Genomic DNA, 12,844 nt, shown 5'->3' with positions numbered 1-12,844 from the left:
CGCCCTGTGCTAACTTTTGCTTATACTATTTATTTTTTGAGACATGTCATGACGCCCCAGGTTTTAAGGCAAAAGCTGAAAATTTACTATTTTACGACAATATTCAGTATTGTTTTTTCTATTATTGGTTTTAGCTATAACGCTTGGCGGCTGGAGCAGTCAGAATTTAATGCCAGTGCAAGAGTTGCAGCTTTCTCGATGTTGTCAACGCTTGCTGAGTTTGAACAAGTAGTGTTTGCTAATCATTACGACCATGATCTGCAACGGGGTAATCCGAGAGTAGGTTGGGTCAAAGTTATTTTGCTTAATGATTTGGCGAGTTTGATGAGTGAAGAGGTTATTCAAACTAGTATGGGACTACGTGATGTATGGCAACATAATTGGCAATTACTGCCAGAGCAGGAAATTGCGTTTAAGGCTATAGAATCACAAATTGACGAATTGCGCCACGCGATTAAAGGCGACATTCAACAGCTTGAATGATCGGCAGTTGCAAATTGTTAAGTCAGGTCAATTCGCAACCACCATAAATTTTATTGTTAACTATTGAGTAGCTAACTCAACCAATACCGCAGTATACATTCTTAGGTTTAATGCGAACTGTTCAACGGTGATAAACTCATGCTCCGAATGGCCGGTGTAGGCTTTACCTGGCATTGATGGGCCAAAGCTTACGGCATTTGGAAACAAGCGAGAATTAGTGCCTCCGCCAATCGATACTGGTTTAGCGTCGCTGATACCTGTGTATTTTGTAAAAACTGCCAGCAATGTATCAATGTGCGGCGCTTCTGTTTGTACAAATGGTTCGCCGATGTAGTGATCGAGTTCAATAATGTCAGCCATTTGCTTCACTTTCCATGCTGCAACAGCACGGCTGATTTCACTGCGGAGTTGCTGCTCTGATTTGCCTCTAGGTCGGCGGATATTGATATTGAGCTCAATATTACTATCGTGTTGCTTAATCACTGTAGGTGACACTGTCATAGGTCCCATAAAATCATCTTGATAAGCGATTTTGCCGAACTTCTCTCCGGTGAGGCTTAAGCCAATATTATCGTTAATAAAATTAACCATTGTACCAGCGCCATTGTTTGGCCAGTGGCGATCAGCTAACAAGTCTGCAAGGTAGGTGATGGCATTTTCACCATGCTCAGGTTTTGAAGAGTGAGCCGATTTTCCTAGTGCGGTTATGGTTAATTGCTGCCCCTTGAGCTCAAAATCAAAATTAACTTGTTGGTATTGCTGCGCTTTACTCATTAGCTTTTCAAGCATTGCAATATCAGCATTCTCAATCGTCACGTTGGCGTCTTCTGGAATTTGGCTGCCAAAATAACCACCGTGAAATGCTGAGATGTACGGGTCGATATTATTGATTGATTTTCGATTGAAAACGAATTTTAACGTGCCGTAACCTTTCTCCGCCGTTACCACAGGGTAAGAGGAGTCAATAGTGATATTGGTTTGAGGTAGCGAATGGGTTTTAATGTATTCTTCTAATGGACCCCAATCAGATTCTTCTGCCATGTAGACATACAGTTCAAGGCGTTTAGACAGTGGAATGCCTTTATCTTTAATCGCTTTCATCGCGTAAAGCGCAGTCGAGATGGGCCCTTTGTCGTCTTCAGTTCCACGGCCGATCAATTTGCCAGGTTCTGAAGTTATATCTAGCTCATAAGGTGATTTAGCCCATTTTTCAGGAGTCGCTGGTTGTACGTCACCGTGCGTAATAATACCAACGCGTTCTTCGGCATCACCTAGGCCAATTATGACGACATATCCATCGTCTTGATAGTCGAGCCCAAGAGCGTTTGCTTGTTTAGCCAGCTCTTTTTTGAAGGCAATGTGAGCAGGGTTGTCATTGGCTGACACGCCGTCTTTGGCGACAGTGTTGTGCTTAACAAGTTGAGCTAAGCTGTCAGTCATTGCCTGTTGATATGTCTCTACAGCATATTTAGCTGTGTTGTCAGCTAACTGACTTACATTGCTTGCCTGTATGCTTATTGCCGTTAGAGTGGCTATTGATAGGGAGCAGAAACGTCGTAACACTATATTGTCCTTTTATCTGTTGAATTGAGCTTGGACAAATAATAAAGAGTTTCATTCCAAATAACAGATACAAAAATGAATAAACAATACCTGTACAGTTTCACTAGAACAACAAAAGCGGTATGGCTCAATACCGCTTTGTGTTGAAGGGAATAGGCCGTGTTACAACAAATCACCATGTTGGTCGACAGCAATAACTGGCTTGTCGTCAGGAAAGCTTGCCTGGCCTTGCTGTTCAACAATCCAAGGGCTAAGGCATTCTCTGTTTTTTACGCACGGATCTGTCAACGCTCTCAAGAATGCTGCAATGGCTAATACTTGTTCACGATTCAAGTTTGGACGAATGCGAAGTGGTGCTCGTGCAGGTACTTGATTGTTAATTGCTAGCTGCAGGTACTGTGTAATGTCTTTCGAATTTTGATAGGCATCAGCAAAAATGTCTTCACAGTTTTGGCTATTTTTATCCAATAGTGCATTAATTTGAGGAAGACGACAGTATGGTGCGACACCGTTTACAAAAGGAACATTTCCCTGTGCAGCGAATAATCGGTCAATGGCGCGATCTGGATTATTGTAATGCTCGATAACTTCTTCCAATGTTTGGTAAGCACCTGCATGGCCATATGGGGCTGTCACTTCAATGTTTAGCAAACTGGGCGTTCTGAAATGAAAACGATCAGCTATGTCGCCAGTGACGTTTTCACGGCCAAAGTCCTGACTTGTTTGTGTGGTACTTGTATTGCCTTTGCCTACGCCAATTTGTGGAAACGCAGTTAAATGGTGGCGCTCATCACTCAAATTTGCTCCGCTGTGGCAGGAAACACAACCAGCTCCTCCTTGATTGGGCGGGGTAAAAAACAGGGTTGCACCTATTTTTTGTTGCTCTGTTAAAGCATCGCTATTTCCAGATAAATACTCGTTCCAAGGAGAATCAACGAAGATCATTGCGCGTTCATATTCACCAATGGCGTCAAAAATTCTATCTGGTGTAATCGTATCGTCGCCATAGGCAAGGGCAAACTCGCTTGGCCATTGTGAAGCGATATTATCTAATTGATTACTTAGGCGCGCTGACAGGCTATTTCTTAGCGTTTGATTGTTTTCGTCTGGTGCAAATTGACCTCGCATTTCTTCAACGGAAGTTACCGGAAATCGTGCTTGTGCAGCGGCTAACGTTACATCTGGAAGTAAATTAGGGTCAGGAATTCGTCTGCCTTGTTGGGTGAGAGGTGAGTCAGGGGTAACTACACGATTATTACGAACACGCTCAACGCGACTATCCCAGAATAAGCCTCTTTGAAACAAAGCGATATTAAATATGCTAGGAGCATTTCGAGGAACAACAGGTAAATTGGTGCTGTCATTTGTATCAATACCATTAAAGCGTCCAATACCTAGTAAGTCATGTGCTGTATTGCTTAACATATCTATAGCGTTTATTCCGACTGATAAAGATAAATTATCACCGCCACCAAGACTAGGATGATGGCAACTAACACAAGCAGCATCTTGTTCCCCTCCAAGATTTTTTGTGAAAAATAGCTTTTTGCCTAGCTGTACTTTGGCATGTTCAACTGGCAGCGTATTGACAGTCGCCGTATCTATTGGTCGTAATGCCAACGCATTGATCACTTCTTGTAATCGTTGTTCAGTTTGTTGTGGCGTTGCAGGTGGTTGCCCGCATCCCCCAGGCCGATTCTCGCCATTGTTTTGCCCTCTCGGGTTTCCGTTGCCAGGCGGTGGACCATCTTGTGCGTGTAGTGGCATAGACATAAACGTGAAGACTATGAGTCCACTAATCAAATTTTTCTTGCTCATAAAACTTTCCTTTCACACATATTCAGGGGGCGATATCAACTTTAGTGAGAGAATGTGCAAGAAAAGTGTAAAAACCGTGCAAATAATGAGAAATAGTTGAGGGCTCTTTGTTTTAATCCGATTAACCCAGTAAAGTAACGGTTACGAAGTATTTTTATTGTGTTCTCAACAGGTAACTCATTGATAAATGAAGATTCAAAATAAATTGTTCCTCATTCTTTGCTCGTTTAGCCTTGTCTTGGTCACGTTAATGGTCATCGTGATTCAATGGAGCTTGGCAAAAGGCATGATGGATTATGTTAATCAAAAAGAGCTTAGTGCGCTGTCAGGTTTATTTCCTGAGTTAACATCCGTTTATCAACTTCGAGGAGATTGGTCAGAGTTAGAAGGCCGACATCGAAAATTTCACCACTTAATAAGTGAACACTTGCGAGGTACTGAATTTGAAAGGCCTCAGCGACCTCCTGTAGGAGATAGGCGTCCACCGCCACCTCGTGACAGAGCTATTCGAAATGGTGAGCGACCACCGAGAAAAAATAATCCACCAGGAAGGCCGCCTGTAAGTTACGCATTGTTGGCTGCGGATAGGCAGCTGATCGTTGGAGATTATCCTGAAGATCGAGACTTTTATTATCAAGAAATAACAAGCGATGAACAGATAATAGGTTATTTTGCCATTTCGAAACGTCACCAATTGATTAAAGATTACGAGCTTGAGTTTATTGCGCAACAGCGAACATTTCTTTGGGGAATTGCTTTGCTGATCATGGTGTTAGTTATCTTAGTGACTTTACCTCTGGCGCGACATTTTACTAGGCCTATTAAGTTGTTCATGGTTGGCATGCACCGTTTAGCACAAGGCGATTACAAACAAACACTTGATGTGCCGAGGAAAGATGAATTTGCGGAATTAGCACGAGATTACAATGAACTGGCAAGAACACTCGCAGAAAACGAATCTGCCCGTAAGCGCTGGTTGGCGAACATTTCTCATGAGCTTCGTACGCCAGTTGCTATTTTACGAGGAGAATTGGAAGCAATTATTGATGGCATTAGGCAATTGTCGTTGGAACAGATCAATTCCTCTCATAGCGAAGTATTACATTTAGAGCGACTAATTGCCGACTTACATGCATTGACGTCTGCAGACATAGGTGGCATGTCATATCGAAAAGAAAATGTGAACTTGAGCGACTTTTTACGCAGTGAAGCGAATAAGTTGTCGAGCTTTGTCGATGATAGCTCACTGAGTTTAAGCATTGAAGTACCTGAAAGTCCCTGTTGGGTGTTTGTGGATAGTACCCGAATATGTCAGTTGCTCGACAATTTGGTTGCAAACAGTGTCAAGTATGCCGTTGAAGGCAGTCAAATACGAATTAGCCTGACACCAGAAGATGATAATCAACAAGTGGTTTTGACCATTGAAGATGATGGACCAGGAGTGGAGGCACAACATTTACCTCATTTATTTGAACATTTGTATAGGGTAGATTCTTCAAGGAATAGAGAGACCGGTGGTACCGGACTCGGACTGTCGATTTGTTCTCATATTGTTTCTGCACATAATGGCACAATCAGTGCTCATGAGTCATCCTTAGGGGGATTGGCAATTGTTATCAAACTTCCATTGATACAAGGTTAATAAAAACATGGAAAATGATCAGATATTAATCGTTGAAGATGAGCTAAAACTGGCGAGTTTATTGGCGGATTATTTACAAAATGCTCAGTATCAAACATATTGCATCAATGAAGGCTTATCTGTAGTGGATTGGGTCAAAACACATCAACCCAGTGCGATCATTCTTGACATTATGTTACCCGGAAAAGATGGCATGGAAATATGTCGAGAAATTAGGACATTTTCTGATGTTCCAATTTTGATGCTAACAGCCAGAGTAGAAGAAATAGATAGGCTGCTGGGCTTGGAATTGGGCGCGGACGACTATATATGCAAACCCTTTAGTCCTCGCGAAGTGGTAGCTCGTGTAAAGGCCGTGCTGCGACGTGTGAAGCCTAGTGAGCGAGCCGAAAATAAACTTGCTTTAAATGAGGGTAAATTTGAAGTTTGCTATGGCACTAACAGCTTGAGTCTCACGGCTGTCGAGTTCCAACTCTTGCTTCCTCTCTACAGAGAGCCTGGTCGAATATTTTCACGGGATCAGTTAATGAACTGTATGTATGCAGACCATCGAATTGTCAGTGATCGAACGATTGATAGTCACGTGAAAAAGCTTAGAAAAAAATTGGCTACGATAAGCGACCAAAAAGACCTCATTCATTCAGTTTATGGTGTTGGTTATAAACTTGTGCTTGATTAGTGCTATGCTGTAAGTAGCGGCCTTGTTACATCGGGAGAATAGTCTATGCCAGAGCAAGAGTTAGAAATTATTAGCCAAGAGGACCTCGATGATCTATTGCGAATAAATGAATTCATTGGTCAAAAGGATGAGAACTCATTGGTCAGTGAAATACAATCGGCAATACTGGACTCTGGTAAGCTTGAACTTAGCCAATGGCAGGCGCTTAGAGATCACATTCGGGAAATAGAAGATCTCATTCCACATATCGATTTGATCATTCAATTGAAAAAACAACATCGTCGCAAGAAAAAATAACGATTCATGCCTATAAAAATATACTGAGAATATGCCGTAAACATGGTATTGGGGCTATCGAATTGCTCATATCTCACCTATAATATCGCCAATTTTACTAATGAGAATGCTAATGAAAGTTTGTGGTGTTGAACTAAAAGGTAATGATGCAATTATTTGTGTCATGTCAAAAGCTAATGGATTGTATGATTTACCTCATGTGCGTGTCCCTAAATTAAGTATTGGTGATGCAGGGGATGCCGAGGAAGTACGTAGATTTCAGTTTGCCTTTGCCAAGTTAATGGCCGATTACCAAGTTGAAAAAGTACTCATTAAAGGCCGCGCACTAAAAGGCAAATTTGCTGGGGGACCAGTGGGCTTCAAACTGGAAGCTGCCATTCAACTAATTGAAGATCTTGATGTTAAAATTATGTCTTCAAGTGAAATTAAGAATACGCTAGCAAAAACTCAAGTTAGTATTGATTTTCGCGATACGGGACTGAAAAAGTTTCAGGAACAAGCATTTAACACGGTGTTTTCTTACTTAGAAAATAACTAGTTTTTCGTATTATTGCTTGTCAAAATCATATCAGCCGCCTTGGCGGCTATCATCATTGTTGGTGCATTGGTATTACCGCTGACTATTGTCGGCATTATTGATGCGTCTACAACTCTGAGGCGCTGAATACCACGCACGCGTAATTGCTCATCAACAACAGCTTCTTCGTCTTGCCCCATTTTACAGGTGCCAACGGGATGATAAATGGTATTGGCTTTTTGCCGGATAAACGCTTCGATTTCATCATCTGTCTGTGTCTGCTCTCCCGGAAATATCTCTTTTGATAACAAGTTTTTCATGGGAGATTGATTGAATATTGCGCGGCTTATTTTAACCGCTTCAATCATGCGCTGCACGTCGTCCTCATCGGACATCATGTTTAAGAGTACTTTCGGTTTTTGCAGAGGCGATGCGCTGTGCAGTGCTACATAGCCTCTACTTTTAGGCCTTAGCAAGCAGGCATGCAAAGCACTTCCATACTTCAGTAACATGCCATCATTACGCCCATGGTCATCCATAGCAGCCGGAATGAAGTGTAGCTGTATATCTGGGCGTGACTCGGTATTTTTAGTCTTGATAAACCCGCCAGTTTCCGCGACAGGTGAGGCAAGAATGCCTGTGCGGTTGATTAGGTACTTGATACTTTCTTTACAAGACCATAATAACGATCTGAATCGGTATGCTAATAATTGATGGTAGTTGAGCTCAAACACGGACAGTATATCGACATGATCTTGTAAGTTCTTTCCGACCCCTGTTAGCGCATGTTTTAGTGGAATATCATGTTGCTCTAATTCTTTTGGATCACCAATACCTGATAACATCAGCAATTGCGGCGAGTTAAAAGCTCCAGCACTGACAATCACTTCTTTGTGCGCGATAAATTCTTGCTCCTCTCCTTGGTATGTGCATGTTATGCCTTTAGCCTCTCCATGCTCAATAATGACTTTATGCACGATAACGTTTGTAAGTATCGAGAGGTTATTTCGCGTTTTGCTTGGTTCAAGAAAAGCGGTTGCGGCACTACATCGCATCCCATTTTTTTGGGTAACTTGGTAATAGCCAACGCCTTCTTGTACATCGCCGTTAAAGTCTTGATTAAAAGGAATGCCGAGGTTTTGGGCGGCATCTAGAAAATACTGATTTATCGCAGGCTTAGCGCGAGAGTCTGCAACGTTGAGTGGACCATTTTCGCCGTGGTAGATACTTTTACCTCGCTCTTGATGTTGCATTGCCTTGAAGTAATGTAAAACATCTTGATAACTCCAGCCATGATTGCCTAACGCGTGCCAATGATCGTAGTCCTCTTTTTGGCCGCGCACATATAACATAGCGTTGATTGAACTACTACCACCAAGCGTTTTACCACGTGGATTAAAGATACGACGGTTGTTTAAGTGAGGCTCAGGTTCAGAATAAAATTGCCAATTGCGCTTTTTACTGCGCATCAAAGTGACTACGGCAAGCGGGATCTTTGTCATCCAGTGGTTGTCATGCGGACCTGCTTCTAATAAGCATACCTGATAGTTTCCGCAGGCCGATAGTTTGTCTGCCAACACACAACCAGCAGAACCACCTCCAACAATGATGTAGTCAAATTCTAGAGCCATTGTTTAGCATTTCTTATTATATGGGAAGTAACAACGTTAACTTATTTTAATCACTAAAAAAAGAATGCCTGTTACACGACACGCGTAACAGGCATATTTATTGTGCTTTGTTTACAATGCGTTACTGCAAACCAAGCACCTGCTTACCTTGCTTAAAAGTAATATCAACAGGAATTTTGGCTGTTTCTAATCTAGCCAAATCCGCTTCTAATTCTTTATCAACAATACCAGACGCCTTTACAAGTTCGTGAACACCGTCGTAATCACCTTCGCCTTGTAGTTTCAATATTAACGCTGAAAGGGAGTCAATAGCTTTAGACATATTGTCCATATTCACCTGATACAGACCTTCTTGATTACGGGTAAATGCGCCATGCTCTTTGAAGTAATTAAAACGTACCATATTGGCTTTACCATGTGCTGAACTTGCGCCAAAACGTACAGAACGGAAAATACCCGCTAAAAACGTTGTATAGTAGTCTTGCAATACGCCTTCAGTAATAACACCCTTGTCTAGTAATTGTCTGACCATGTAAAGTCCAAGAATATCTGCCTTGCCTTCTTCGAGTGCAGAGGCGTGTTCTTTTAACGCTTGGCGTACAGTGCCTTTATCATTAATCGTATTTTTTATGCCTAAACCATGAGCAACTTCGTGGAACATGGTATTGGCGAAAAATGCATTGAACGTTACATTTTCACGTTGCTCTGGCACGATCAAAGTACTGGCAATCGGTAACATAATCGCATCAAACTTTGCTCGCATGGCATTTTTAAGCTGCAAGCGTCGCGTGCCTTTTTCTAGCTGAACTTGCTCGTCGTTCGGTAAGTTGATTGCTATTGTTTTACCGCCTGCGTTAGAGTGACCAGCATAGTATATAACATCATACGCATTGAGGTCGGCGTCTGAACCGGGCACTTCCGCTTTATATTTTTTAGCAACGGGCAGTTCTTTTTGCAATTCAGGCAAAAATGCTGCAAATTTTTCTAATTTTTTGCTCCACGCCATATCTTTAATTAAAACGTACGATTCAAATGCGGTGCGATAGCCAAATAATAAATCTTCATACGTTTCAATTGGGCCAATAACAACGTCGATAGGGTTGTTTTTCATATCCATCCAAGCAAAATCTGACGCTTGGTATTCGTCAGTTCTTAATGCTTGGGCACGCATTATCAGGTAGTTGGAAAATTCTTTGTCTTCAGCATACTTTGACGCTTCTTCTAAAATTGCAGCCGCACGTTCTATTTCATCGTTATAAATCTCAGAATAAGCAATCGTAGACAATTGTCCACTTTCATTACGCTGAACCACTGAGTATAAGCCTTTTTCATCTGCAAGCTTCGCATTTTCCAACTCTTGCTTAGTCATATCGCCTGGATAGAATTGCGCACCAAGTGGCTTAGGCCCGTAGCCTGATAAAAAAGGTAAATCGTCTTTCAGTCTATCCCAAGGTCCGTAGTTAATTTCTGCGAATGCGCGTACCTTTTCGTCTTGAATTCTTGCTAAAAATGTTTGCTTATCTTCACCAAACGCTTGCTGCCAAAAAAGATCATCCATTATTTTTGATGCGTCGATCAATAATGACAACATCTTCTTTTGGTTGTCACTTAAGTGACTTAAATCTGCCGTTAGGGTTACCGGTTGATATATGTTCAGACGTTCTTGCATTTCTGGCACGATTGTAAGTTCTGGTGCCTTTTGAACTTGCGAATTATCCGAACAAGCGGTTAGAGAAGATACGGCTAAAATAGTGGCCGCTAAAATTGTACTTTTCATTGTAGAGTTGCCTTATTTTTATAGTGGGCTAGAGACTAGATAAAAATGGGAGCAATGGCAAGGCATGTCATAAATTTCAGGCATAAAAAAACCGACGAAAACGTCGGTTTTTTAAAGAACGATAGACGATTAAAGCGCTTTGATAGCTGCGTTTAAACGGCTCTTGCTGCGAGCAGCTTTGTTCTTGTGAATTAAGCCTTTAACAGCATAACGATCTAAAATCGGTGTAGCAGCTGCTAATTCTTTGTTTGCCAATTCTTTGTCACCGGCTTCAATTGCAGCGATTACTTTTTTAACTAAAGTGCGCATCATTGAACGACGGCTTGCATTGTGTTGACGGCGCTTTTCTGATTGTACTGCGCGCTTCTTAGCTTGCTTTGAGTTAGCCAAGGTGAACTCCTAAAATAATTAATATTTAGCCTAAATTTAAGGCGACGAAATATGCCTGTTTTTGGGCGCTTTGTCAAATACTTTCCATGATTAATTACCAATAAATTGAAAACTGGCTGATTAACAACACCTCATAATTTGATGAAACTTCATGCATAAACTTGCAACATTGAAACCAAGTAAGCCCATAGGTGTTTGCTTAACGGTCAAATATTGCGGTTATTTTATTGTTTTCAACCCTAATTAAGACGCATAATAACGCGTAAGTCAGCATCGACGACTGCTATTCATAAAACCCAAATCGTTCTGGGTTTACATAAGAATAACCTAATGAAGTGTAAATGGAGTGCTTTTTGAGCGGTAAATTAATTAAATCAGGTTTGATTGTCAGTTTCATGACTTTGGTCTCAAGGGTACTCGGATTAGTCAGGGATGTGGTGATAGCAAATGTCTTGGGGACAGGGCTTGCTGCCGATATTTTCTTTTTTGCCAATAAAATCCCTAATTTTTTACGTCGATTGTTTGCAGAAGGGGCATTTGCACAAGCATTTGTGCCGGTGTTAAGTGAATATCATACTAATGACGCTGAACGAGACGATGAGAAACTCACCCAAACTCGATTGCTTATTGCGCAGGTTTCCGGCACTTTAGGTGTGCTTGTGTCTATCGTCACCTTGGTTGGTGTTATCGCATCACCAATTCTTGTCATGCTATTTGGATTTGGGTGGTTCATTGACTGGGTTGTCGACGGGCCCGACAAACACAAATTTGAGTTAGCATCTGAGTTGCTGAGAATAACCTTTCCCTATTTGTGGTTTATATCGCTAACAGCACTTGCTGGTGCGGTGTTAAATACCCTTGGTAAGTTTGCTGTCGCTGCATTTACGCCAGTGCTGTTGAATATTGTCATCATTGTTATGGCTATTATTGGACAAGATTGGTTTGCGACGTCTGGACACGTACTTGCTTGGGGGGTATTTATTGGGGGATTGGTGCAGTTCTTGTTTCAAATACCTTTTTTAATCAAGGCTGGCGTTTTGGTTAAGCCGAAGTGGGCTTGGCATGAAAAAGGTGTCGCCAAGATACGTAAACTTATCATTCCTGCATTATTTGGTGTGTCTGTTACGCAGATAAACTTACTGTTAGATACCTTAATTGCAAGTTTCCTAATCACAGGTTCTATTAGCTGGCTTTACTATGCCGATAGGTTATTAGAGTTTCCGCTAGGCCTTTTTGGTATTGGCATCGCTACAGTAATTTTACCCAGCTTGTCAAAGCTACATGCAAAAGAAAGCCATCAAGATTTTGCCCAAACGTTAGATTGGGGAGTACGTGTTGTGTCGATATTTGGATGGCCTGCATTAGCAGGTCTTGTGGCACTTGCCCAGCCAATTATTATGGTGCTCTTTATGCGCGGGGAATTTAGCGAAACCGATGTTCAACAGGTTTCTTTTGCGTTGTACGCATATTTGTCTGGGCTGATGAGTTTTATGTACATTAAAATTTTTGCGCCGGGTTACTACGCAAGGCAGGACACTAAAACACCCGTTAGCATTGCAATAAAAGCGATGATCGCCAATATGATTTTTAATATCATTCTTGCGCCATTTCTAGGTTACATTGGTCTGGCACTCGCTACTGCATTGTCGGCTACGTTAAATGCTAGTTTGTTATATTTGGGGCTGAAACAGCTAGGGGTTTTCGAGTTAAGTCGCACTTCAATGTTGTTCTTACTCAAGGTCATACTCTCGTCAATCGTGATGTTTGCCGTTGTAAATTGGTATTCCCCTAGCTTTGAGCAGTGGCTGAAATTCGATTATCTGACTAAAGTTTCGCAACTTGTCATATCCATAGCCATTGGTGCAGGTGTGTATTTTATCAGTGTGATATTACTCGGTATTCGTGTGCGTGATTTTAAAACGAAATGATAATTTAGAGCATAGAAGTAATGTAGTTGAATGCGAATTTAGCTGTAATGACAATTAACACGATCAGCACGTGATAAAAATATTTGAACAAATTGCGTTCAAGGGCTGTTTCTTGTTAG

The 12,844-nt window shown here is 41.6% G+C and carries 11 protein-coding genes; 6 read left to right on the top strand and 5 right to left on the bottom strand.

Annotated elements, in window-relative coordinates; all coding sequences use genetic code 11:
* Positions 1 to 48 precede the first annotated feature (48 nt).
* Positions 49 to 483, top strand: a complete 435-nt coding sequence (locus tag ACSLUK_RS13155) for a hypothetical protein (RefSeq protein ID WP_448549127.1) — start codon at positions 49 to 51, stop codon at positions 481 to 483.
* A 60-nt stretch (positions 484 to 543) separates the two neighbouring features.
* Here the strand turns inward: ACSLUK_RS13155 and ACSLUK_RS13150 are convergent, their stop codons facing one another.
* Positions 544 to 2,046: a dipeptidase gene (locus ACSLUK_RS13150; RefSeq protein WP_448549126.1), complete on the bottom strand. Its 1,503-nt coding sequence runs from the start codon at positions 2,044 to 2,046 to the stop codon at positions 544 to 546.
* 162 nt (positions 2,047 to 2,208) lie between these two features.
* Positions 2,209 to 3,864 (bottom strand): cytochrome-c peroxidase, encoded by a 1,656-nt coding sequence (locus tag ACSLUK_RS13145; RefSeq protein WP_448549125.1) that lies wholly within the window; start codon positions 3,862 to 3,864, stop codon positions 2,209 to 2,211.
* A 187-nt stretch (positions 3,865 to 4,051) separates the two neighbouring features.
* On the opposite strand from ACSLUK_RS13145, the gene ACSLUK_RS13140 reads away from it, so the two are divergent.
* From ACSLUK_RS13140 to ACSLUK_RS13125, 4 genes are all read left to right on the top strand, one after another.
* Positions 4,052 to 5,506, top strand: coding sequence for an ATP-binding protein (locus ACSLUK_RS13140; protein WP_448549124.1), 1,455 nt, complete (start codon positions 4,052 to 4,054; stop codon positions 5,504 to 5,506).
* 7 nt (positions 5,507 to 5,513) lie between these two features.
* Positions 5,514 to 6,185 (top strand): response regulator, encoded by a 672-nt coding sequence (locus tag ACSLUK_RS13135; RefSeq protein WP_448549123.1) that lies wholly within the window; start codon positions 5,514 to 5,516, stop codon positions 6,183 to 6,185.
* 45 nt (positions 6,186 to 6,230) lie between these two features.
* A complete protein-coding gene (locus ACSLUK_RS13130) occupies positions 6,231 to 6,482 on the top strand; it encodes a hypothetical protein (protein ID WP_448549122.1) in 252 nt (83 codons plus the stop codon).
* Between the two features lie 112 nt (positions 6,483 to 6,594).
* Positions 6,595 to 7,020 carry a DUF3010 family protein gene (locus tag ACSLUK_RS13125; RefSeq protein ID WP_448549121.1) on the top strand — a complete coding sequence of 142 codons (426 nt, stop codon included), beginning with the start codon at positions 6,595 to 6,597 and terminating at the stop codon, positions 7,018 to 7,020.
* Here the strand turns inward: ACSLUK_RS13125 and ACSLUK_RS13120 are convergent.
* The 3 genes from ACSLUK_RS13120 to rpsT all read right to left on the bottom strand — a co-directional run bounded on the left by ACSLUK_RS13120 (position 7,017) and on the right by rpsT (position 10,797).
* Positions 7,017 to 8,630: a GMC family oxidoreductase gene (locus ACSLUK_RS13120; protein ID WP_448549120.1), complete on the bottom strand. Its 1,614-nt coding sequence runs from the start codon at positions 8,628 to 8,630 to the stop codon at positions 7,017 to 7,019. The genes ACSLUK_RS13125 and ACSLUK_RS13120 overlap by 4 nt on opposite strands.
* Positions 8,631 to 8,751: 121 nt before the next feature.
* Positions 8,752 to 10,407 carry a dipeptidyl-peptidase 3 family protein gene (locus tag ACSLUK_RS13115; protein WP_448549119.1) on the bottom strand — a complete coding sequence of 552 codons (1,656 nt, stop codon included), beginning with the start codon at positions 10,405 to 10,407 and terminating at the stop codon, positions 8,752 to 8,754.
* Between the two features lie 129 nt (positions 10,408 to 10,536).
* Positions 10,537 to 10,797 (bottom strand): 30S ribosomal protein S20, encoded by a 261-nt coding sequence (gene rpsT, locus ACSLUK_RS13110; RefSeq protein ID WP_448549118.1) that lies wholly within the window; start codon positions 10,795 to 10,797, stop codon positions 10,537 to 10,539.
* Positions 10,798 to 11,150: 353 nt separating this feature from the next.
* Here rpsT and murJ point away from each other — a divergent pair, with 353 nt between their 5' ends.
* On the top strand, positions 11,151 to 12,725 hold the full coding sequence (gene murJ / locus ACSLUK_RS13105; RefSeq protein ID WP_448549117.1) for a murein biosynthesis integral membrane protein MurJ: 1,575 nt from the start codon (positions 11,151 to 11,153) through the stop codon (positions 12,723 to 12,725).
* Positions 12,726 to 12,844 lie beyond the last annotated feature (119 nt).

It is taken from the genome of Thalassotalea fusca (genome assembly GCF_053485835.1).
Note: the sequence above shows the minus strand (reverse complement) of the source record. Positions and strands in the feature narration are given on the sequence as shown.